Annotated in this window: 19 protein-coding genes and 1 pseudogene; 17 read left to right on the top strand and 3 right to left on the bottom strand. The window is 61.7% G+C overall.

Annotated elements, in window-relative coordinates:
- The 7 genes from ACS7SF_RS16950 (at nt 1) to ACS7SF_RS16920 (ending at nt 6,774) form a co-directional block, all read left to right on the top strand.
- The gene (locus ACS7SF_RS16950; RefSeq protein WP_439890829.1) at nt 1-873 is read left to right on the top strand and encodes a VOC family protein; all 873 of its coding nucleotides are present in this window, start codon (nt 1-3) and stop codon (nt 871-873) included.
- Complete coding sequence (locus ACS7SF_RS16945) at nt 870-2,027, top strand: FAD-dependent monooxygenase (RefSeq protein WP_439890828.1); 1,158 nt, start codon at nt 870-872, stop codon at nt 2,025-2,027. Before ACS7SF_RS16950 ends, ACS7SF_RS16945 begins: the two co-directional genes overlap by 4 nt.
- Nucleotides 2,027-2,476, top strand: a complete 450-nt coding sequence (locus tag ACS7SF_RS16940; RefSeq protein WP_439890827.1) for an acyl-CoA thioesterase — start codon at nt 2,027-2,029, stop codon at nt 2,474-2,476. The genes ACS7SF_RS16945 and ACS7SF_RS16940 overlap by 1 nt, the downstream gene beginning before the upstream one ends.
- Nucleotides 2,477-2,509: 33 nt before the next feature.
- Entirely contained in the window at nt 2,510-3,265 is a 756-nt protein-coding gene (locus ACS7SF_RS16935; protein ID WP_439890826.1) for a maleate cis-trans isomerase family protein, read from the top strand.
- A 64-nt stretch (nt 3,266-3,329) separates the two neighbouring features.
- Complete coding sequence (locus ACS7SF_RS16930; RefSeq protein WP_439890825.1) at nt 3,330-4,595, top strand: MFS transporter; 1,266 nt, start codon at nt 3,330-3,332, stop codon at nt 4,593-4,595.
- Between the two features lie 186 nt (nt 4,596-4,781).
- Nucleotides 4,782-5,471: a TetR/AcrR family transcriptional regulator gene (locus ACS7SF_RS16925; RefSeq protein WP_439890824.1), complete on the top strand. Its 690-nt coding sequence runs from the start codon at nt 4,782-4,784 to the stop codon at nt 5,469-5,471.
- A 139-nt stretch (nt 5,472-5,610) separates the two neighbouring features.
- Nucleotides 5,611-6,774, top strand: coding sequence for a porin (locus tag ACS7SF_RS16920; RefSeq protein ID WP_439890823.1), 1,164 nt, complete (start codon nt 5,611-5,613; stop codon nt 6,772-6,774).
- Nucleotides 6,775-7,045: 271 nt separating this feature from the next.
- Here ACS7SF_RS16920 and ACS7SF_RS16915 read toward each other — a convergent pair whose 3' ends face one another.
- Nucleotides 7,046-7,747, bottom strand: coding sequence for a TetR/AcrR family transcriptional regulator (locus ACS7SF_RS16915; protein WP_439890822.1), 702 nt, complete (start codon nt 7,745-7,747; stop codon nt 7,046-7,048).
- A 119-nt stretch (nt 7,748-7,866) separates the two neighbouring features.
- On the opposite strand from ACS7SF_RS16915, the gene ACS7SF_RS16910 reads away from it, so the two are divergent.
- The 9 genes from ACS7SF_RS16910 to ACS7SF_RS16870 all read left to right on the top strand — a co-directional run bounded on the left by ACS7SF_RS16910 (nt 7,867) and on the right by ACS7SF_RS16870 (nt 18,380).
- Nucleotides 7,867-8,745 carry an alpha/beta fold hydrolase gene (locus ACS7SF_RS16910; protein WP_439890821.1) on the top strand — a complete coding sequence of 293 codons (879 nt, stop codon included), beginning with the start codon at nt 7,867-7,869 and terminating at the stop codon, nt 8,743-8,745.
- The gene (locus tag ACS7SF_RS16905; protein ID WP_439890820.1) at nt 8,738-10,447 is read left to right on the top strand and encodes an FAD-dependent monooxygenase; all 1,710 of its coding nucleotides are present in this window, start codon (nt 8,738-8,740) and stop codon (nt 10,445-10,447) included. Before ACS7SF_RS16910 ends, ACS7SF_RS16905 begins: the two co-directional genes overlap by 8 nt.
- Nucleotides 10,444-11,433, top strand: coding sequence for a VOC family protein (locus ACS7SF_RS16900; RefSeq protein WP_439890819.1), 990 nt, complete (start codon nt 10,444-10,446; stop codon nt 11,431-11,433). Before ACS7SF_RS16905 ends, ACS7SF_RS16900 begins: the two co-directional genes overlap by 4 nt.
- Nucleotides 11,430-13,196 carry a bifunctional 3-(3-hydroxy-phenyl)propionate/3-hydroxycinnamic acid hydroxylase MhpA gene (gene mhpA / locus ACS7SF_RS16895; RefSeq protein WP_439890818.1) on the top strand — a complete coding sequence of 589 codons (1,767 nt, stop codon included), beginning with the start codon at nt 11,430-11,432 and terminating at the stop codon, nt 13,194-13,196. Before ACS7SF_RS16900 ends, mhpA begins: the two co-directional genes overlap by 4 nt.
- Nucleotides 13,193-13,978, top strand: a complete 786-nt coding sequence (locus ACS7SF_RS16890; RefSeq protein WP_439890817.1) for a 2-keto-4-pentenoate hydratase — start codon at nt 13,193-13,195, stop codon at nt 13,976-13,978. Before mhpA ends, ACS7SF_RS16890 begins: the two co-directional genes overlap by 4 nt.
- 11 nt (nt 13,979-13,989) lie before the next feature.
- A complete protein-coding gene (locus ACS7SF_RS16885; RefSeq protein WP_439890816.1) occupies nt 13,990-14,943 on the top strand; it encodes an acetaldehyde dehydrogenase (acetylating) in 954 nt (317 codons plus the stop codon).
- 11 nt (nt 14,944-14,954) lie between these two features.
- The gene (dmpG, locus tag ACS7SF_RS16880) at nt 14,955-15,971 is read left to right on the top strand and encodes a 4-hydroxy-2-oxovalerate aldolase (RefSeq protein WP_439890815.1); all 1,017 of its coding nucleotides are present in this window, start codon (nt 14,955-14,957) and stop codon (nt 15,969-15,971) included.
- Nucleotides 15,972-15,989: 18 nt separating this feature from the next.
- A complete protein-coding gene (locus ACS7SF_RS16875; RefSeq protein WP_439890814.1) occupies nt 15,990-17,132 on the top strand; it encodes an amidohydrolase family protein in 1,143 nt (380 codons plus the stop codon).
- A 156-nt stretch (nt 17,133-17,288) separates the two neighbouring features.
- A complete protein-coding gene (locus ACS7SF_RS16870; protein WP_439890813.1) occupies nt 17,289-18,380 on the top strand; it encodes a transporter in 1,092 nt (363 codons plus the stop codon).
- 109 nt (nt 18,381-18,489) lie between these two features.
- On the opposite strand, the gene ACS7SF_RS16865 is transcribed toward ACS7SF_RS16870, so the two are convergent.
- Nucleotides 18,490-20,757, bottom strand: a complete 2,268-nt coding sequence (locus ACS7SF_RS16865) for a dockerin (RefSeq protein ID WP_439890812.1) — start codon at nt 20,755-20,757, stop codon at nt 18,490-18,492.
- A 584-nt stretch (nt 20,758-21,341) separates the two neighbouring features.
- Between ACS7SF_RS16865 and ACS7SF_RS16860 the strand changes: the two are divergent.
- Nucleotides 21,342-21,473 (top strand): annotated as a pseudogene (locus ACS7SF_RS16860) (DNA starvation/stationary phase protection protein); the annotation flags it as partial.
- A gap of 1,466 nt (nt 21,474-22,939) precedes the next feature.
- Here the strand turns inward: ACS7SF_RS16860 and ACS7SF_RS16855 are convergent.
- Entirely contained in the window at nt 22,940-23,191 is a 252-nt protein-coding gene (locus tag ACS7SF_RS16855; RefSeq protein ID WP_439890811.1) for a hypothetical protein, read from the bottom strand.
- Nucleotides 23,192-23,214: the final 23 nt, after the last annotated feature.

Here is a 23,214-nt window from a genome sequence, read left to right as displayed (position 1 = left end):
ATGACCGAAACCTCCCTCTCCGTCGCAGCCTCAACACTCGAGCTGCACGGCGTGCACCACACCGCGCGACCGACCTGGAAACTCGCCGAAACCGTGCACTTCTACCGCGACCAGCTTGGCCTGCCGTTGGTACACGCCATTTCCGCCAAGGGCTGGGGGCCGGATGGGCATGCCGACTTCCTGCACTTCTTCTTCGACAGCGGCCTAGGCAGCACGATCGCGTTCTTCTATTACATCGGCACCGAGCGGCCCGACTGGTTGACCGTGCGCGAGCACTACCAGGATCGCGCCACCCACACGGCGTGGCAGGTACGGGACGAGACTGAACTGCTCGCCTGGCGCCAGCGCGTGGAAGCCGCTGGTATTCCGGTGCGGTACCAGATCCGCCACGAGGTCATCGAGTCGATCTATTTCAACGACCCGAATGGCTACCCGATTGAGATCACCTGGCAGATACGCCCGTTCAGCGACGCAGACAAAGCGGACGCAACGCACACCATCGAATCTGCCATTGAACTCGAACGGGCACGGGATCAAGGTGCCGCCTTCACGTCCATCGAGCCCGTATGGCAACGCAAGGCAACTCGCCTTGAAGCGCAGCCGATGGCACCGGGCAAAGCGTCGGTCTACGTGCTCGACGTGCCGGAGTTCGCAGCACTGGCTGATGCGGCCAACAAGAACGATGGCTGTACCGTCACCCGGCTTGGCAACGGCTATTTGCGCATCGACGGCAACCCCGATCTGCGCTTTGGGCGCAAGGCGCTGGGGTTCAAGCCAGCGGTCTGGTATGGCGCGCTGACCGGCGGCTTTTGCGGGACGATCCAGCAGTTCGATATGGACGCCCTGGTGATCACGGCGGGAGATGTTGCATGAGAGTCGCCATCATCGGAGGCGGGCCGTCGGGCCTGTTCCTCTCCATCCTCCTGAAGGAGCGCATGGCCAATGTCAACATCGACATCTTCGAACAGAACGCCGAAGATGCGACATTCGGCTTTGGCGTGGTGTTGGCAGACACCGGTCTGTCGAACCTGCGCGCGGTCTCACCGACCGTGGTTGACCAGCTGGCGCACGCCATGCGCTTCAACCACCAGCACTCGGTTGTCTGTCACGAACACCCCATCACGATGAAGCGGCCTGGGGCCGGTGGAGGCGCCATCCCGCGCATCCGCTTGCTATCGATTCTGCAGGCCAGGGCACGCGAGCTGGGTGTGCGCATCACGTTCAACAAGCGCATCGACGATTTTTCGGCCATTGATGCTGATCTGATTGTCGGCGCCGACGGCGTCAACTCCCGCCTGCGCAACGCCCAAGAGACCGAGTTCGGCACCACACGGCGTTCGCTGACGAATCACTTCGCGTGGTATGGCGTCGAGAAGCCCTTCGAAGCGCCAGCGCTGGTGTTCCGCAAGCGCAAGGGGGGGTACTTCGTCGCGCACTACTACCCCTACTCAGACACGATGAGCACGTTCGTGGCCGAGTGCGACCACCAGACATGGCTGGACTTTGGCATGGAGACCATGCCTGACGACGAGCGCAAGGCCCTATTCGAAACCGTGTTTGCACCCGAACTTGGTGGCTACAGCCTCATCTCGAACAACTCGGTGTGGCGCCAGTTTCCGGTCATCATCAACAAGAACTGGCACGTCGGCAACAAGGTGTTGATTGGCGACGCGCTGACCAGCGCGCATTTTTCGATCGGCTCAGGCACCCGCATTGCCATGGAGGACGCCATGGCGCTGGCCGATGCCATCGTCGCGCATCCGGACGACGTGCCGGCAGCATTGCAGCAGTACGACGCCGAGCGCCGCCCACAGAAGGCCAAGCTGATCAGCGCCTCCGAAGCGTCCTACATGTGGTACGAGCGCATTCGAGAGTGGATGGAGCTGCCAACGCCACATGAGTTCGTCTTCCGCTTCATGACGCGTACGGGTCGCGTGAATCTGGAGCGCCTGAAGAAGCAGTTTCCGGAGCTGATCGCGGAGCTGTCCGCGGGCGGCGTGCCAGAGCTGGCCGAGGAAAAGCCGTGATGAAAGCGACCGAATACGTGCTCAGCGAACGCCCCTTCGTCGTCCGACGCACCGTTCGCTGGGGCGACTGCGACCCGGCAGGTGTGGTCTATACCGGGCGCTTCACGGATTACCTGCTCGGCGCGGTCGGACTCTTCACCGCCCACATTGCTGGAGGGCGCCACCTGGGCAAAGCCTATGGCGTCGGTCTTCCATGCAAGGCGATGCGATTCGAATTCATCGGCACGCTCTGGCCCGACGACGTGATCGACATCACTTGTGCGATTGAAGCCATCCGCACGCGCTCGTTCGACATCCGCTGCCTCGCGCGGCGTCCCGACGGTGGGCCGATATTCGACGCGATGTTCTCGCCGATTTGCGTGCGTCTGGACGAGCGCATCGGCACACCGATTCCGGAGCCGCTGCGGGCAGCGCTCACCTCGCATATGGCAAGCGCGGCAGCGCATTGAACCCCTGTATTGAACCCCATTCCCTCCCCAATCATGCGTTACAGAATTGGACAGATTGTTCCGAGCTCCAACATCACGATGGAAACCGAAGTCCCCGCGATCTTCGCGGGGCGCATGCGTGAGCATCCTGAGCGTTTTTCCTTTCATTCCAGCCGGGTGCGGATGCATCGTGTCGTCGCCGAAGAACTGGAGCGGATGAACCGCGACATGGGGCGCTGCGCGCTGGAACTTGCGGACGCGCGCGTCAACGTCATGAGCACCGCGTGCCTGGTGGCCACCATGTGCATGGGGAAGGGCTACCACCGCAAGGCGATCAACGAGCTGAACGCGGCGCTAGAAGGTGCGCCCTACCAACCCGAAATCATGACCTCTGCCGGTGCGCTGGTTGAGGAACTGAAAGACTTCGGCGCGCGCAAGATCTCGCTGCTCGCCCCGTACAGCGATGATCTGACACGCACCGTGGTGGCCTATATCGAAGACGAAGGCATCGAGGTCAAGGACGTCATCAACTTTTCCATCCTCGACAACCTGGCCGTCGGTGAGCGAGACCCGATGCAGTTGCTCGAAGACGTCAAGCGGCTGGACGTGGGTGGCGTCAACACCGTCGTCCTATCCGCCTGTGTGCAGATGCCATCGTTCCCGGCCGTTGAGCACGCACAGATGGCACTGGGCATTCCGGTGACGTCAACGGCTGTCTGCACGGCACGCCAGATGATGCGTCGGCTAGGCATTGCAGCAGTGGCGCCGGGTGCCGGCGCTTACCTGGGCAGCCAGGCTGGACTCAACTGACGCACGATTCGCTTCCGATACGAGCCGCTCGAAGAAGTGGCTTCGATAACCAAGGAGACAACCCATGCAGCGCCCCAATGATGTCTTGCCGCCCGCCGGCAAGTGGATTTATATCGCCGTCGTTTTCGGTGCCGCGCTAGGTATGCTGGTCGGCTACGCGCCCTTGTTCAACGCCACTGCGGGCGTATTTGCTCGACCGCTTGCGGCTGAGTTCGGGTGGGGACGGTCGGAGGCCTCGCTTTCCTATGCGGCCTCCATGTTTGGCCTGGCGGTCGTCAGCCCGCTAATCGGCTCGCTTATGGACCGCTTCGGAATCCGGCGCGTCATTGCCATCTCCGCCGTGATGTTCGGTCTGGCCACGGCAGCCACGGCACTGCAGGATGGCAGTAAGACGCTGTGGGTTGCCCTCTCGATTGTCATTGGCGTATCCGGCGCTGCCACCTCGGTGTTGGGCTATCTCTCGGTGCTGCCTCAATGGTTTGACCGTCGCTTGGGCCTGGCCTTGGGGATCGCCATGTGCGGACTCGGTGCCGGCACGGTGCTGATGCCCATGACGGCCCAGTATCTTGTCACCACATACGGATGGCGCACTGCCTACGCGGTGCTGGGTGGCGGAACAATTGTCTTCTCGCTCGCAGCGTGCGGACTGCTGCACGAGCGTCAACGCCCAGCGCATCGCACGGCGGCCAAAGCGGCACAGAGCACGGAAGGCGTTGCACTCAGCTCAGCAGTACGCAGTTACAAGCTTTGGGCAATCTGGCTGGTGTTCGTGCTCGCATCCGCTTCGACACTCTCGTTGGGACCGCACCTGCCGGCCATGTTCGCTGATCGCGGCTTCAGTACAGCGGAGGCAGCCCGCAGTGCGTCGACCGTCGGTATTGGGCTGTTGATTGGACGACTTGCGACAGGCATTCTGGTTGACCGTATTCATGCGCCATTTGTCGCTTGTACGTTCTTCTTCGGTGGCGCGATTGGCATCTTTTTGCTGCGCGGCACGGCCGACTACAACACGCTGCTGATAGCGACGGCTCTTGTTGGCCTGACAATCGGTGCCGAGGGCGATCTGATCTCGTATCTCGTTCGCTCGTACTTTGGCTTGCGCTCTTTCGGCACCTTGTTCGGTATCGCGTTCTCCGGCTACGGATTTGGCGCGGTCGTCGGCCCGATTGGTCTCGGTGCCTGGTTTGATCGATACGGCAACTACGATGTGCCGCTGATGGTAATGCCATGCATGTTGCTTGTAGCGGGCCTGCTGACGCTGTCACTGGGAAGGTACCGCCGGCCCGGTATTCAAGAAAGTACGGGCGCTGCCGTGGCAGCTTCAGCGTAAATGCACCGGTCGCACGAGCAGGTAGAATTGTGACGGTCGCAATTTAGCGAGCAATCCCGCCGGCCACTATCGCCTTCGCCTATGCCAACCGTTCGCAAGTCCGTTGCCGTTGCCGAGAAACCCAAACGTGCTCCTCGCGGGCGGGGACGTCCGCCCAAGAGCGACTCGCCCATTGGAGCCGAGCCGATGCTCAGCCGGGTTGCCATTCTGCAGCATGCGATCGAGCTGACGAAGACGATGCCACTGGACCAGATTTCGATGGTCCAGTTGTCCAAGGACTTTGGCGTAGCGCCTGGATTGATTCACTACTACCTGGGTGGTCGGGACAAACTGGTTTCTGGGGTTCTGAACGCGTACTACCGGATGCGCATGACGCGCACCACCGGTCTGACAGGTGACTGGCGAAGCGACGTCGAACGCATTGCGCGGAATAGCTTTGAGGTTGCAGTGGAGAACCCCGGCATCAGCCTCTATGTCGCATCTCACAATCGCTATCGCCTGTTCCAGGATGTCGAGCCCGGCGAGACCGATTACGGGATGGAGTTCTTCAACCTGATGACCTCCGCCATCATGCAAGGTGGCTTCACTGCGGACCAGGTCGCGCTCGCCTACCACTTGATCGCGCAGTATCTGGTGTCGACAAGCATGGCGGAAGCCGGTCGCCAGTTGCCTGCGTACCACCAAGCCTTCATAGAGGAAAAGCTTGGGGGAGCTTCAGCCAAGCAATACCCGGGGGCGCACTTCGTCAGCAAGGCGTTCTCGCGGCTGTCGTCGGAAACCTCGTTCGAGGAAGGCCTGCGCATCACGCTCGATGGTGTCGAGGCGTGGCGACAGGAGCCGCGCCAAATCAAGAAGAGCAAGGCAAAGACAGTCTAGGTGCATTCAATGGCCACGCGCTGCATGCGCGTGGCGCACAGCCCATTGCTCTAATGGTAAGCACTTATTTGACACCATGGCAATTTAACTAAAATCAATAATTGAGTGCATATCAAAAAACACACGGAGGAGACAAGGAATGAGATTCAAACGAGTTGCCGCGGCTGCAATGCTCACGTGTTCGGGGGCCGCTTGGTCTCAGTCGAGCGTGACCCTGTACGGCGTCGTGGATGCCAGTATCGAGTTCGCGAATCATGTGGGCGCGGTCCCGACAGCTGCCAATGCTTTCAACCCCGGCGCAGGAAACCAGGTTGTCCGGTTGAATTCAGGCGGTTTGTCTGGGTCGCGCTGGGGCATTCGTGGGGTTGAGGATCTCGGCTCAGGCCTGCAAGGGCTATTCGTTCTCGAAAACGGATTCAACGAAGACACCGGCACGATGCAACAAAGCGGGCGCCTCTTCGGCCGGCAGGCGTTCGTTGGGGTCAAGAGCTCTCAATATGGACAATTGACGCTAGGCCGGCAGTACACGTCGCTGTTCGACAGCATCGCCAACTTTGTTCCGGCGTACTTCGCAACGCAGTACGAGCCGATCGTGGTACTGAGCGGCGCCAATTTCCGAGAGGACAACACCGTCAAGTACACAGGAAATTTTGGTCCGGTGACAACGATCGCGCATTGGTCATTCGGCACTGGTCTGGCGTTACCACAGGTCGCCCCTAACGGGACGGCGATTGGCGGCAACGGCGAGGTGCCCGGCCAGTTCCGCCGCGATAGTGCCTATGGCGCCTCTGTCAGTTACATGAGCGGGCCGCTCGCAGCCGCTGTGGCTTACGACCAGTTCAATCCGACTATTGGAACCGGCAGCGGAACCTTCAAGAAAGCCGTCGTGGCCGTTAGCTACGACTTTGGCCCGGCTCGCATCATGGGTGGCTACCGCTGGGGACAAAACAAGAACCCGACCGGCGCTGAGGTTGGCCGTGATGACTACTACTGGGTTGGCGGCATCTATCAGGTCACGCCGGCGTTCAGCACCACACTGGAGTTTGCGTACGACAACCTCAAGAATGCCTATGGCAGCACGAGCGTGCCGAATCCGTGGCAGATCAACCTGATTGCAGACTACAACCTCTCCAAGCGGACGGACGTTTATATCTCGACGGCGTACGCGAAGCACTCTGGATTGATGCTCGATACAGCGTCGATTGGGTTCGCCAACAGCTTGGCACTGGGCAACAGTTACTCGTTGGGCAACGGGCAGACTTCCATGGTGGGCGTCTCCGTCGGAGTCCGCCATAAGTTCTGACCCATTGTCCGTCCGTCACGGGCGTTGGCTCCGCTCCATGAAGCGATTGCCGTCTCCCGAAAAGACTTCATCGTAGTAAGCGGTCTCTTGTTGTGTCTCCACCCTTGGGATTTGTGGCCACGCCACAACCCAAGGGTTTTTTTCCAGGTGGGATTGCGCAGCAGCGCCTTCTGCTCTGACGACCATCGAATCTGGCCCATCAAGAACTAGACTGTCATCCAGCCGCGTGCTCCAAACCGCCAAGGCGTGCTGCGCGGGTTCTGATGCGCGTCTACGCGGGCTCCGCTTGCGCGAATGCCCGCGCGGTCGCTCTCGCTACGAGCGAATCCTCCGCAACAGCAAGCGGTTGTATCGGAGCAAAAGCGATTCGGCTGACGTCCTTCTCAGGCACTCCAAGTGCATTCAGTAGCGTTGCGACAACCCTCTCAGGGTGATCCTCCGCTGCCTCGTTCGCCATCAAGCGTGCGATGGTGGCCAGCGCCAGACCACTGATGAGATCGAGCGCAATCTCGATCGGAATCCGGCGAAACCGCCCCGTGGCGAAGCCTTCTTCAAGGTGCTGCGGCAAGTATTCGTAGATCAGGTTGTTCGGCGTCGCGAGATGGATGCCGGTCTGAACGATAAAGCGTGCAAACAGCGGAAATGCCCTGGCCTTGTACAGATACAGGCGCACGCCCGTGGCAATTCGCTCTGCGGGGTCCGCATACTTTTTCACCTCGGCTTCGATCAGGCTGATGAGCTCGTTGCTCAGCTCCTCAGCCACAGCTACGAGCAACTCTTCATTGGTGCGGAAGTAGTTGTAGAACGTGCCCTGTGACACGCCCGCAGCGGCGATGACGTCTTGGATCACGCTCGCTCCCACGCCCTTTTCCGCAAAGACGGCTAACGCACTTTCCACCAGGCGAGCATGCATACGCTCACGGCGCTCGGCGGCTACACGGCTGCGATGGTCTGGCTTGGCGGCGGCTGTCATGGGGCGATTTCCGATGGTCGTTTGCGAAATTCTAAGCCCAACCTAGGGAAAACGAGAATCTTGTCATAATGACACATATCTCAGTATGATGATTCGCAACTCGATCAAGGAGTCCATCGATGAATCTTGCTGACCTCCCAGTTCCTCTGACGACCCATACCGTGCGCGCGGGCGGCAAGGACATCTTCTATGCGGAGGCCGGCACGGGCGCACCGCTGTTCATGCTGCATGGCGGCGGGCCGGGCGCATCCGGTGTGCCGAACTACGAGCGCAATATCGCGGAGCTTGCACGTCACTTCCGGGTGATCGTGCCGGACATGCCCGGGTATGGGCGTTCCACTAAGGGGCTGAGCCGTACCGATCCGTTTGGCGACTGTGCCCGCGCCATGCTGGCGTTGATGGACGTATTGAAGATTCGACGCGCCTGCGTAGTGGGCAACTCGCTGGGCGGCGCATGTGCATTGCGCATGGCTCTGGACCAGCCCACGCGCGTGGCGGGCTTGGTGCTGATGGGCCCGGGGGGGATCGACACCACACGCGGCCTGCCGACTGCCGGCCTGAAATGCCTGCTGGACTACTACAGCGGGAAAGGCCCGACCAAAGACAAGCTCAGCACCTTCATTCGGCAATACCTCGTCTACGAGGGGGGCCGCATTCCCGAATCGGTGATTGACCAGCGCTACCAGGCCAGCCTCGACCCTGAAGTGGTGGCGCAGCCCCCATTGGTCCGGCCAAAAGGGATTCCCAAATTCCGGCTCATCGACTTCACGCGCGACCCGCGTCTGCTGAAGTTGCAGACACCCACGCTCGTGCTTTGGGGTACGGAAGACCTCGTCAACCGCCCGAGTGGTGCGCAATCGCTGCAGCGCCGGATGCCGAACTGCGACGTATATCTGTTCAGCCGCACCGGCCACTGGGTGCAGTGGGAGCGCGCGGAAGAATTCAACGCTGTTGTGACGGCTTTCACCCGCAAGCAGATGGAGCCCCAGCATGGCTGACATGACGTCCATCATTGTTGTCGGTGCCGGCCCGGTAGGCATGTGCGCTGCGCTTGAGGCAGCGAGCCGAGGAATCGACGTCACCGTCATCGAGGCCAAGTCGGCCGACAAACCGGCCGATGCCAAGTGCAACACCGTGGCATCCCGAACGCTGGAGATTCTGCGTCGTTTTGGCATTGCAGACGAAGTGCGCGCGGCGGGGCTGCCTGACGACTACGCAACGGATGTCATCTATTCCACGAGCCTCACGGGGCCGGAGCTCACGCGCATCCCACTGCCGTCACGCAGCGAGCGTGCGTTGGAGCCGTTTCCCAAGGGCTTTCCCGACGCGCATTGGCGCACGCCGGAACCCTTTGTGCGCGTCAGCCAGTTGTACTCGAACCCGGTCATCGCCCGTCGGATGCATGCCACGCCGGGCATCACCGTACGTTACGACACCGAGGTGCTCGGCTACACGCAGGATGCCGATGGCGTAGACGTCAAGGCCCGAACCCAGGACGGGGCCGAGATCAGCTTGCGCGCAAAGTACGTCATTGCGGCCGATGGGGGACGCAGCGCCATCCGCCAGACTATGGGCGTGCGACTGCAAGGCGATGCGGAACTGGCGCACATGCGTTCGACGCTGATTCGCGCGCCGGGCTTGCGCAAGCTGTTCGATGGCCGCCGCACCGCATGGATGAGCTGGATCGTGAATGACAAGGTGCGCGGCGTGGTCGTGGCAATCGACGGCACCGACACCTGGCTGCTGCATCGCTCGTTACCGGAAGGGCAGCGCAACTTTGAAACGCTGGATCTGCACCAGTCCATTCGCGACTTGCTCGGTGTCGATGCCACGTTCCCTTACGACGTCATACATCACGAAGACTGGGTGGGCCGCCGTCTTGTGGCATCGCAGTTTCGTGACCGGCGTGTCTTTCTCGCGGGAGACGCTGCACATCTCTGGGTGCCATTCGCGGGCTATGGCATGAATGCCGGCATTGCCGACGGCGTCAACATCGCCTGGCTACTGGCCAATGTGCTGCAGGGCTGGGCCGACGCGGCCATGCTGGACGCGTACGAGGCAGAACGGCAGCCCATCACAGAACAGGTATCTCGGCATGCCATGGAGAGCATGCTCAAGACCATTGAAACCCTGGGTAAAGGCACCGCACCCAAGGCGCTTTCTTCCCGCTACAACCCTGCCGGCATCGCCATGCGCAAGGTCATGGGGGCCAAACTCTACAAGCTCAATGTGCCCCAGTTCGCCCCTGAAGGGCTGAACTTTGGCTACTACTACGAGCGCTCTCCGATCGTTGCGTACGACGGCGAGAAGGCGCCTGAGTACACCATGGGCAGCATCACGCCATCGACGGTGCCGGGTTGCCGCATGCCGCATTTCTGGATTGCGCCCGATGTCTCGGTCTACGACAAGCTCGGTCAGGCGTACACCCTGCTGCGCTTTGATCCGTCGGTGAACGTGGAGGCGCTTTTTGCGGCGGCCTCGGACAGCCACATGCCGCTCGAAATGGTGGACGTGCACTATCCCGCCAATGACCCGGCGTTCCGACACGCGCTACTCATCGTTCGGCAAGATCAACACGTCGCGTGGCGTGGCAATACAGTTCCAGCCAACCCCGCCGCGCTGATCGACCTGCTTTGCGGCAGGCGTGCCGATCGGGCGACGACGCGGCAGCGCAGCGAGCAGGAGGATCTGTTCGCATGAACACGACATTGTTTGGCCGCATTCGGCTGGGATACGTCCTCATCGAGTCCGCCCGGACCGACGCCTGGAAGCAGTTCGCCGCCGACGGACTCGGGCTGCACGTGGACCACACCGGCCCCGGCGAATTGGCCATGCGCCTGGACGATCGGGCGCGTCGCCTGATCGTGCGGTACGGCGACGCCGAAGACGTGGTCGCCCTCGGCTGGGAAGTTGACGACGACGAAACGCTCGGCCGGGCCCTGGTGAGGCTGCGCGAGCATGGCCTGGCGCCCAGGCTGCATCGCGGCAGCGAAGCGGCACTGCGCGGCGTGGCGGAATACTGGTCTTGCGTGGGACCGAAGCGTCAATCCATCGAGCTCTTCACGGCGCCCACCACGACGGAGCAGCCGCTGACGATGAAAGCGAGCGGGTTTCTGACGGGGGACGCCGGCATGGGCCACGTCGCCATCACAACCCGCGCCCCCGAGGCCATGCAGCAATTCTGGGAACGCATCTTCGACGCGCGTGTGTCCGACCGCATTGAAGACCGGCTGGGCGGCGTCAACATGGATTTCACGTTCTTGCGATTGAACGAACGCCATCACTCGGTGGCAATCGCGGCGACACGCGGCGTGCGGATGGACCCGCTGCGCACGAGCATCCATCACCTGAATCTGCAGACAGCAAGCCTGGATGACGTGGTCGAAGGCTATCGCCGTTGCCGCGCGCTCGGCTATCCGATTGCCAATGCGATCGGACAGCACCCGAACGACCGCGAGCTTTCCTTCTACGTCGAGACCCCTTCCGGCTTCGAAATCGAACTCGGCTGGAACCCGATCGTCATCACCGAAGACGCCGAGCGCAGCTGGACGCAGGCGACCTATCGCGGCATCAGCCTGTGGGGGCATTTTCCGGAAAACCTGACGCTGGGGATGTCCCTGCGCCGCGCTGGCCGTGGGCTGTTATCGCTCGCTCGCCATGAGTTCACCGTGGAGAGCGCCTCATGAGCCGCATTGCAGACGTCGATGTTGTCATCGCCGGGCTGGGACCGACCGGCCTCGTGCTCGCCCACACCCTCGGCATGCGCGGCGTGAACGTGCTCGTACTGGAGCGAGAGCCGGCGTTCTACGGCAACGCCCGCGCGGTCTATACCGACGGCGAATGCATGCGCATCTTCCAGTCCATCGGCATGGCGGATCGTCTATTGAGCGACATGCTTGAAGATGTGCCCGTGCAGATGATGCTGGCGGATGGCACGTGCCTAGCCGCCATGTTCAATCCCGACCGGCGGCACGGTTGGGCACTGAGCCAATTCTTCTATCAGCCGTTCCTCGAGACCACGCTGGCCGAAGGCTTGTCGAACTACTCAAATGTCCAGATTCTGCGTGGACGAGAGGTCGTCGGATTCGAACAGGATGCGGAAGGCGTAAACGTGCGCCACGTAGCCTGCGCAGGCACCGGCTACGGCAACGGTGCACCGTCAGCGAACCCAGGCAACGCGCCGATTGGCGAAGCCATCGTCCGTGGACGCTACCTTGTGGGTGCAGACGGCGGCCGCAGCGTCGTGCGTTCGCTGCTCGGCATCAAGATGTCTGGCCGCTCGTTTCCCGAGCCATGGCTGGTGGTCGACATCAAAGCCAAGGACGGACTGGAAGGCCTGCGGCACGTGCCCTACTTCGCATTCGTGGCCGACCCGACGTGCCCGACCGTGAACTGCGTACAGCCGCAAGGGCACCACCGGTTCGAATTCATGCTGGCGCCCGGGCAAACCAAGGAATACATGGAGGACCCGGCCACCGTCCGGCACTACCTGTCCAAATATGTCGATGTCGATCGCTTCGACATCCTGCGCAGGCTGGTCTATACGTTCAACGCACTGGTGGCCGATCGGTGGCGCGACCGGCGGGTGTTCCTGGCAGGGGACGCCGCCCACATGACCCCGCAGTTCATCGGACAGGGCATGAATGCCGGCGTGCGCGATGCCCACAACCTGGGCTGGAAGCTCCATGCGGTACTCAATGGCACGGCCTCCGATCGTCTGCTGGACACCTACGAGACCGAGCGGCGTCCGCATGTCACCGCAATGATTCGCGAGGCTGTGCGACTAAAGGATTTCGTTTCGGTCTCCAACCCGTGGATCGCGGCGTTACGCAACGGGCTCGCCCGCGTGGTCTTGCGGCTCCCGGTGATCGGGGCGTTCATCCTGCGCGCGGACTTCATCCCCAAGCCGGTCTATCGACGCGGTGCTTATCTCGGTTTGCGGCGTCGCCGCCGTTCTGGCCCAGAAGGCGCCCTGATGCCGCAGCCTGTGGTCCGCACATCGGATGGCTACCGATGTCGGCTGGACGATGTACTCACTGGCGACTTCGTCCTATTGGGTGCGGACACCGACCCGCGTGCTTCTCTCGACGCCGACCGCCGAGCGTGGTGCGACCGCAGCGGCGTGCAGTTTGCCGTCATGTACCCCTGGGGCGGTCGCCCCTATGGCGATGTTGCTCAGTGCTGGCCGAAGGATTTGGTCGAGCTTGAAGACGTTTCCGGCGCGTGGTTTGACTGGCTCAAGTCAGGCGGTGCGCGCAAACGCAGCGTCGTCGTTCTGAGGCCAGACCGCTTCGTCTTTGCCGTGGTACCGGCCGCAAAACTCGCCGCCGCCATTGACCAGCTTCAGCTCGCATTGGGCACGGTAGAAGCAGCAACGCAAACGGCCCGCACATCTGAGACCCGCCCGCTCGATTCATCTCGCTGCATTCCAACCAAGGAGGCCGCTTGAACGCGACCGAAGATATCCAGCGCGCAGCCGTAAGCCTGCGCGAAGCACGCACCACCCGTATCCCCATTCCGCCGGTTTCCGCATCGCACCCCGTATCGGGGCTTGCAGCGGCGTATGCCGTGGCAGAACTGAACACGCAGGCTCGGTTGGATGCCGGCCACCGTATTGTCGGCAAGAAGATCGGGCTCACATCGAAAGCGGTCCAACAGCAACTCGGCGTCGACCAGCCCGACTTTGGCGTGCTCTTCGACGACATGGAATTCCTGGATGGCGCCGAGATTCCGACTGCGCGCCTGATTCAACCCAAGGTAGAGGCGGAAGTTGCGTTCGTGGTCGGGCGCGATCTGTCCACGGCAGCGCCCACCTACGGCGAATTCCTGAACTGCCTGGCCTATGCACTGCCCGCGCTGGAGATCGTGGACAGCGCCATCGCCGATTGGAAAATCACCCTCTTTGACACCGTGGCTGACAACGCCTCCTCAGGCGCGTATGTGCTGGGCGATCAACCGGTGGCGATTGGCACGCTCGCGCTGGCAGACCTGGGCATGGTCATGACCCGCGACGGCGACACGGTATCGGTCGGCACGGGCTCTGCATGTCTGGGGCACCCGCTTCGCGCCGCCTATTGGCTGGCCCGCACGATGGCTGAGCGCGGCCAAGGTCTGCACGCTGGCGAGGTGATCCTGTCGGGCGCCCTTGGGCCCATGGTGGCCGTGAAGCCGGGCGACCTCATTCAGGCGCGCATTGCGGCATTGGGCACCGTCAGTTGCCGCATGGCCTGAGCGAGAGCGACATGACATCACGCAAATGGAAGGCTGCGATCATCGGCAGCGGCAATATCGGCACGGATCTCATGATCAAGATCCTACACCACGGCAACCATCTTGAAATGGCCGCCATGGTCGGCATCGACGCCGCCTCCGACGGTCTGGCGCGCGCGGCGCGGCTCGGGATTGCTACGACGCACGAAGGCGTCGAGGGCCTGACAAGGTTGTCTCACTTTGACAATATCGACGTCGTTTTTGACGCCACGTCGGCAGCAGCGCACGCACACAACGCCGCGTTTCTGGGCAGCCTGCGCCCGCAGATCCGCATGATCGACCTCACCCCGGCTGCCATCGGCCCGTACTGCATTCCGGTGGTCAATGGCGATGCTCACCTGGCCGCCACAAACGTCAACATGGTCACGTGCGGCGGACAGGCCACCATTCCCATGGTGGCGGCGGTCTCGCGTGTGGCTAAGGTGCACTACGCAGAAATCGTCGCCAGCATCGCTAGCAAGAGTGCAGGCCCCGGCACCCGGGCCAACATCGATGAATTTACCGAGACGACATCGAGGGCCATCGAGCAAGTCGGCGGTGCTGCAAAGGGTAAGGCCATCATTGTTTTGAATCCGGCTGAACCGCCGCTCATCATGCGCGACACCGTCTACACATTGAGCGCAATGGCCGATGAAGATGCCATCGAGACGTCGATTGAACAGACCGTGCAGGCCGTTCAGGAATATGTGCCCGGCTATCGGCTCAAGCAACGCGTTCAGTTTGATCGCATCTCGCCAGAACAGCCGCTGCGCATTCCAGGCGTGGGCGCCCACATGAGCGGCCTGAAGACGAGCATCTTCCTGGAAGTCGAGGGCGCAGCACACTACCTGCCCGCCTATGCTGGGAACCTGGACATCATGACCAGCGCCGCGCTGCGTACCGCGGAGAAGATGGCCCGGCACACCCTTGCGGTAGCAGCGGCATGAAGGACGAGTTCATGAACAAGAAGCTCTACATCTCTGATGTCACGCTGCGCGATGGCAGCCATGCGATCCGACATCAATACAGCGTTGAACAAGCTAAGACGATTGCCGCGGCGCTGGATGCCGCCGGTGTTGATTCCATCGAAGTCGCCCACGGCGACGGACTGCAAGGCGGCAGCTTCAACTATGGCTTCGGAGCGCATACCGACATTGAATGGATCGAGGCCGTAGCCAGTGTCACACGTCGCGCAAAGATTGCCACACTGCTGCTGCCCGGCATTGGCACTGTGCACGACCTGAAGGCGGCGTACGAGGCCGGCGCGCGCATCGTGCGCGTGGCAACGCATTGCACAGAGGCCGATATTTCGCGCCAGCACATCGAGTACGCACGGCACCTGGGCATGGAAGCCGTCGGCTTTCTGATGATGAGCCATCTGACGACGCCCGTTGAACTGGCGCAGCAGGCCAAGAAGATGGAAAGCTACGGTGCGACGTGCTGCTATGTGGTCGATTCTGGCGGCGCCTTGACCATGAATGCCGTGCGAGAGCGCTTCAGAGCATTCAAGGACACCCTCAAGCCGGAAACCGAAACCGGCATGCACGCGCATCACAACCTGAGTCTGGGTGTCGCCAACAGCATCGTCGCGGTGGAAGAAGGCTGCGACCGTATCGACGCCAGCCTTGCCGGCATGGGCGCTGGCGCAGGCAACGCGCCGCTCGAAGTCTTTATTGCCGCTGCTGAACGCATGGGTTGGCAACACGGATGCGACCTGTACCAGCTCATGGACGCCGCCGACGACATTGTCCGTCCCTTGCAGGATCGCCCCGTGCGGGTGGATCGGGAGACACTGGCGCTGGGTTACGCCGGTGTGTACAGCAGCTTCTTGCGCCACTCCGAAGCGGCTGCGGCGAAGTACGGCCTGAAAACGGTCGATATCCTGGTGGAGTTGGGGCGACGCCGGATGGTCGGCGGGCAGGAAGACATGATCGTCGACGTCGCGCTCGACTTGCTGCGACAGGCGTCTCACTGAGTCTTGGTTGGAGGTCCCATGGGAACGTCATCACCGCCCGGCGCCGGCCGAAACAACGCTGCTGCAGCCGTTTCCGCGCCGCAGCCGAGAAGCGAAACACCACCACAGGGGTGGATCGACGTCCACCACCACCTGTTCCCGCCCGCGTACAAGGCCGAGAACGCACGCCGCGGGATCACCGAAGAAGCAGGCGCACGCATTCCGGATTGGACACCCCAACACTCCATCGACGTGATGGACGCAAATGGTATCCAGACGAGCCTCCTGTCGCTGTCAGCGCCCGGTGTGTACTTTGACGACAAGCGCGCGGCCATCGACCTCGCGCGATCCTGCAACGACTATGGCGCCGAGCTGACGCAACAACACCCGGGGCGCTTTGGGCACTTTGCCGCGCTGCCGATGCCGTTCACGCAGGAGGCATGCCGCGAAGCCGTGTATGCACTGGACACGCTTGGCGCCGATGGCATTGTGCTGCTGGGCAGCGTGGACGGCCGCTTCCTGGGCGACCCCGCCTATGACGAGCTGATGGCTGAGCTAGACCGTCGGCAAGCCATCGTCTTCGTGCATCCCAATCTGCATCCCTCCAGCAAGACACTGGATGTTGTGGCGCCCGGATTCGTGCTGGAGTTTCTATGCGACACAAGCCGCGCGGCGCTCAACCTGATCTTGCGCGGTGTGACGGAACGGTATCCGCACATTCGCTGGATACTGGCGCACGCCGGCGGCTTCCTGCCTTATGTTGCGTGGCGTGCGTCGCTGCTGAATGCCATACCTAGCTTTCAGGACGCGATCCCGCAAGGGCTGCTCACCTATCTGCGCCGCTTTTATTTCGACACGGCGCTCTCCCCTTCCCCGATGGCCCTGGCGGCGCTGGGCGAACTGGTGGAACCGGACCACATCCTCTTCGGCAGCGATTTTCCATACGCGCCGGCGGCGGTGACCTCGCTTCAGGTGCAGACGCTCCAGCGCAACGTCGTGGATAAAGCCGTGCTCAGCGGTATTGAGAGAGGCCATGCACTCCGCCTGTTTCCGAAGTACGCGCAGCCGGATGAAGCGGTCGCCCCTGCGGCCATTCACGATGGCACGCCACTCGCGGCGAAAGCCCGCAAGCTCATGGTTAAGCCCGTCGGAATGTTCGCGGAATGGTTGCGCGATCGCTGAACAAACACAGAGCAAGCTGACCGCTTTCAGCTCCGCCATCCGCGGCTAGCCAGCCGCATCTTTCCTTGATTTGCCTTGAATTGCGCCATTGGCAGCGCAGGGCATCGCTTTGCCTTTTTTTGCCGTACCCATGACAACACAAAACAGGAGACATCGATGTTCAGCCGCACCCAAGCCATTCTTACCGCCGCCGCAATCGGCACGTTATCAGCCAGCGCACACGCCGCCGAGGGGTTTCAATTGCGCTACAACATTGCAGGCAGCATAGGCGGCGAAATGTTCAGCCCGCCCGACAGGACCGGCTTCGCAATGGGGCTCGCCGCCACCTACATCGACGTCAACAAGGTCACCGGTGATGACGGCAACGTGCTGACCAAAGCCATCCCCGGTGGGACGGTACTGCTGCCGGCTCCGGTTCCGTCGGCCCTATATCCGCGCTACGCCGCCAACACGGCGCAGGTTGACGGCACGGGCACGTTCAAGCTCTGGAATCTCGCGCTCGGCTATGTGACCACGGACAGCTATGGCGACGGCCGGTTCGCCTTCGGTGCCGTCGTTCCCTATGGCACCAAGACGCAGACATTCCACGCAAACGCGACAACGCCAGCACTGCAATGGAGCCCGCTGGTACCGCCCAGCATCCAGAGTGCTGCCAACGCGCAGTTTGGCGCTGCATACCAGGCGGGCCTGGCATCGCAGGCGGCGAGCGAAACCGGCGAAGTTTCAGGCTTCGGCGACGTCGAGCTCCAGGCCGGCTGGCTTTACACCTCCGAGCGCCTGCGCGTCCTGGCCGGCGCATCACTGGTGCTACCAACCGGAAAATACGACGCGAACCCCGGCCCCGACATCGGCTACGGCAACTTCTACACCTTCCGTCCGGCGGTGCAAGCGAGCTATCTGCCGACCGACAACACCGCGGTGGCCGTCAAGCTGACCTGGGGCATCAACACGAGAAACCGCGACAACGACGTGCGCAGCGGCAACTGGATCGGCGTGGAAAACGCACTGGCCTACAAGAGCGCGATTGGCGTGTTCGGGCTGCACACCGTCTTCGTGCAGCAATACCAGAGCGATTCGAACAACCCGTGGGGCACCAGCCGTTATCGCACGGTCAATGCCGGCGGTTTCTTCACGACGAAGGTGCCTGGTATCGACGCGGCGGTCACGCTCCAATACATGCGGACAGTCGCGTCACACAACGCCAAGGCCGGGAACTTCACGCAGATTCGGATCATCAAGGTGTTCTGACGCCGACGCCAAGCATCGCGCCCCGAGACTGCCAAGCCATACGTCATCGACGGGCGCGGTGCCCCGGCGTGAGAACGCTCACCCGAATCACCACGCCCCTACCATCCGCTCAATAGTTGTAGTCCATGCCCCGGCCCGACATGATCACCCGGCCGTAGACGGTGGTGTCAGCCACGATCCTCGACACGCCGCCGTACCGGTGCGCATCGTCATCGATGCGGGTCCAGTTCGCCCCCTTGTCGTCGGAGCGATACACGGCGTCCTTGCCGTTGATCGTTCCCACCAGGTAGACGGCCGCTGTGTAAGCAGCGCCCGTCGCAGGCACACCCAAGGCTACCTTGATGGCGCCATGTACGTTGGTGGGTTCCGAGCCCACCGTTGCCATACCGGTCAACTTCGTCCACGTGATTCCAGAATCGACGGAATGCCAGAGATTGTTCGCGTCGGCCAGCCAGATATCTCCCTCGGCAAACGGGTTGACCGCCAAGTCCGTGACATTGAAGCCGTTGGGCGCCCAGGTTTGTGAACTGGCGCTGAAGGTGTGCCCGCCGTCGATTGAGTAGTGGAACTTGCCGGAGTTGGAGGGGTACCACCAATTGCCGCCATGCTCATACGCGTAGACCTTGAGCGGATTCTTCCGGTCAGCCGCCATGTGATAGGCCACCGCGGGAGCCGGCAGGTTGGTGGCAGTCCACGTGGAGCCACTATCGGTGGTGTAGTACGGCACCGCACCGGCAATTGCCCAGATCACGTTCGAGCCGTCCGCCGTCACCGCCACGCTGGATTGGTCTCCCGAGTGGGTCGCTGCCACCGTCGGCACGCTCGCAAAGGTTGTCCAGCTAACGCCGGAGTCGGTCGAATATGCTCCCTTGGATGTACCGAACGTTCCAACTGCAGCGATGTAGGCTGGATGATTCCAGGCCATGTCAATGCCCGTTCCGTTGCCGTCCCGCCCCAGGGGTGCCGATGCGCCGAGGTTCGGAGATCGCGTCGCCGCCGCTGTCAACGACGTGTGGACGTACAGGCCGGTGTCACCCTGCCCGCTGGCGAGTACATAGGACGCACCCGGCGGCGGTGCCACCATCGCGAGGTTGATCATCTCCTCGATCCCGTTCACGTCGAAAGTCCAGTGCGGTGTCGATGTGGAAAACGCATCGCTCGTCGACCATACGCCGCCGCCGGTCACGTAAGACACGTGATTGGGATTGAAGGGATCGATCTGCAGGTCATCCGTCCAGCCCCAATACTGTGGCGAGGAAGCCCCCGTCGTACCGGATGCGTCGTGAAAGTTGTGGGTTCCGTTCAGGTCGCCTGACCTGCCGAACTCCGTCCAGGTCTGCCCGCCATCGGCCGAGCGCATGGCAACCTGCACCCATGCTGCGTCGCCCCATGTGCCGGATACGCCAAACGCAATCTTCGTCGTCGCACCGCTGCCCTGCACCGAAACGCCACCAATGCCGCCGTAGTACTGGCCCTCGCCTGAGGCGATCAGCTTGGTCCACGTCGAGCCGCCGTCAAACTTGTAAAGGAGCGATGGCGTACCGCTACCTGGGCCCGAGCCGGTCGTGAACGGCACGTAAAGCACGCCGTCAGCCGCGCGGGCCAGATGCGGAATATGTAGCTGGTTGCTCGCGATGGCGCTAGTCACCGCAGCCGGAAGCGAGACGCCAGACCACGTCGCGCCGCCATCGGTCGATTTGTAGAGGTAGGAGCCAAGCCCCGCGAGGCTCTTGTAGTCAGGCGCCACACCTACGTAGATCGTTGAGGTGGCGTTGCCGGTGGGCGTAAAGCCTGTGGTCGGAACGGTGGCGTCCAGCACGACAAACTCGACCCCGATGGGGCTCCCCTGGTTGGCGTTGGAGATATCGGTTGAGGTCATCACGTAAGACGACAGCGAGCTCATCTGGCTCCAATGGATGCCGGAGTCCGTGCTTTTCCAAAGCCCTGCAGTGCGGGAGGCGTAGAACATCGTCGAAGGGCGATTAGGGTCAACCACCAGCCGTTCGCCGATCGCCCTGCCCTGGTTGTTCGACCCGACGGGAAAAGGCAGCGTCACGTAGTTCCACGTGTTGCCCTGATTGGACGAGTAATAGAAACGCCCGTTTCCGGACGAAACGTACATGCCCGTCGTCATGTAGACCGCATTGGCATTCGACGGATCCACGGCCAAGCTCTCGGCGCCCTCGTATCCGCCGTCGAGGCGACTGAAACCGTCGGTCATGGCAGCCCAGTTGGAGGTGCTGTTGTCCCAGCGATAGGCACCTGCAACGTCCGTTCTCGCATAACGCAGGTTGACCACGGTCGGGTGGTAGATCACCCCCGGCACGTACCCGCCGCCGCCCATCTTGACATTGGTCCAGCCCGTGGAAGGCGCCACAGACGCCGTGGAACCGGGCGTACCAGGACCAGGACTGGTAGCCCCCGGCGTACCGGGAGTGCTGCCCGTCCCACCCGACGAAGGCGCGCCGGTGTCAGTAGACCCGGCTGGCACCGTTCCCGTGGATGAGGTGCTACCCGACTCGCCACCTCCACCGCAAGAGATGAGCAGCAACGACGCCACTACAACGCAGAATTTCCTTTGAATCACAATTTCCCCCCGACTGAATTTGAAGACTTATAGAAGCCAAACGTTTTCTCAAATCACTCCGTATGACGTCAGTTCCTGGTCATCGCCAACAATGCAACGCATGCCGCCAACTCGCCCTCCGCGTACTTCTTGTGGGCCTCGGTAATCGCATTGCAATGACCTGTCAGCTCCTTCGCTATCTAGTAGGCCTGGCTTCGCTCGCGGACATGTGCAGTTGCCTGCCCGTTTGCAGAATGCGAGGATTAGCATAGTTGAAAACGAGTATATTGTCATGATGACATATATGTCATTTTGTGATTGTGGCAAACAGGACAGCAAGCCTTCTAACCGAACCGCCCCAAGAGCAAGGAGACAAGCATGTCCACTGGACATTCGTCACTCGCACCGCCCGCAGCCTGTTTCCGGATGTTGACAAAGCCACCGACGAACCGACCGCCGCCCTGCTGCCCCAGCTCATGCAGACGCACGAAAAGACCGCGTGGATGCTGCGCTCGTTGCTGGTGTAGTGCACCCGGCCGGAGCGACAAAATGGCGCCCCGCCTCTAATGGTTTCGTTGTGCCCCGCCGGCGCGCAAATTCCACCTCTCTCCCAGCCATATGCAGTTGCAAAAAATGGAGGCGGCCCTCCCAGAGACTCGTTGCACTTCGCATTTCGAGATCACTCCGGGCGCTCTCCCTTATTGCGTGAATGTCGCTCCGCAGGAGGGCGCAACCACCGATCCAGGAACGCTCGGAGCCGCTGCGCTACATCTGCCAGCCCTGCCTCGGCGGGCCTCAAAAGTCCAAGGTCGTTTCGGATATGCGCCCGGCAGCCAATGCCAGCCTTCGGCCAGGGCCTGCTTGTTGGTAGATGTGCGCCCTGCTCTATCGCGGCCTCAAAGCTCCGCGCCCATCTTTCAGCAGCGGCTTTCGTGGTGAAGATCTTGCTCAGGAGCGGATGCCCCTTTTTGCGGACTTGTGCCCGCTATGCGCCATCGCGCTTTGTGAACGTCGCCATGCTCGGTCTCGGTAGACCGATGCTGTGTTCTCACTGCGCCAAAATTGCACCAAAACGCCGCTCAGTTGGATAGAAGCCGCGCCAGCAAAGGCGCGGCGACCAGATGCTGAGGCCCTTCTAAGCCGACGGTCGGGGGTTCGAATCCCTCTGGGCAGGCCAACAATCCTTATGGATCAATGGCTTAGAGAATCACCACATCGGAGTGGTTTCTGAAAACTGCGCTCGCAGTGTGCCATAGGTGCACCAAGGAAAGTACCCGCAAGCCCCGCCCCAGGCCACTCTACAGCCCTCCCCGCTCCGCCCACTGCACCAAAGGCAGCGGCGGCCATTGGCGGGAGGAACATCGGTGACATAAGCTGCCCAAACGCCCGCAATGGGCGCAGACAATTCGCACTGAGGAACGGAGCAGTACAGCACCCAGTACCTGTGCATCCACATAGAGGATGACGGGTATGGGCACGATCATCGAGAGGTACACAAAGCACGGCGAAGTCCGGTTCCAGGCAAAGATTCGCCGCACCGGCGTCCCGATTGTCTCCAGGGTGTTCCCTTCCCGAGAAGAAGCAGAGGCTTGGCTACAGGCCACCGAGCCAGAGCTACAGGCTCGCTCCCGGCAAGCTGCTCGCACACAAGCCCAGGCGAAATTGATAGCCAAGTTCAAGGAGCAGCCGCGCATCGTTGCCGACCTACTCCACCGGCACATTCAAGAGGAAACCGTCCGCAAGAAGGGGCGGTGGCTGAGGTCAGCTCTAGCGTACCCCCCATCCAGCGCAGCCAGAAACTGCACCAATGTCGACCGCTCGCACAGCCAGCGCGAACAGTCCGTCCGACGAAAATGGCCCACCGCAAATGCGATATGGGCGTGTGACCTGCACTTCCAACTCAATCGAACGGCGGCCACACAGTAGTGCATGCCACCAACGCTCCTTAAAACGTCGTGTATGAATGAGTTTGTCTGCTGCGTTCATAAGCGGATCAGGCTGATGGTGCCGACTTCGCCTTGAATAGGGTGTAGCCCATCAGCGCCAGCATAGGAAGGAAGCCGATAATCGTGAGCGCCGCCCCCACGAAAACATAGGGCGATGTCCGCCCGACGACTCCGGCTCGTCTCATGTTGAGGTTGCATAGGAACGCCAACACCACAGCGGTGTAGAACACGCCAGCGGAAGCGATGTGCTCCTGTTGCTCAAACGCGCGAAGCTGGAATACAAGAAGCAGCATCAACATTGCGGCCCATAGGTATCTCTTAG

Origin of the sequence: Ralstonia sp. 25C (genome assembly GCF_051904805.1) — a bacterium.
Lineage (GTDB): Bacteria > Pseudomonadota > Gammaproteobacteria > Burkholderiales > Burkholderiaceae > Ralstonia.
This window is presented reverse-complemented; position numbering and strand designations above follow the sequence as displayed.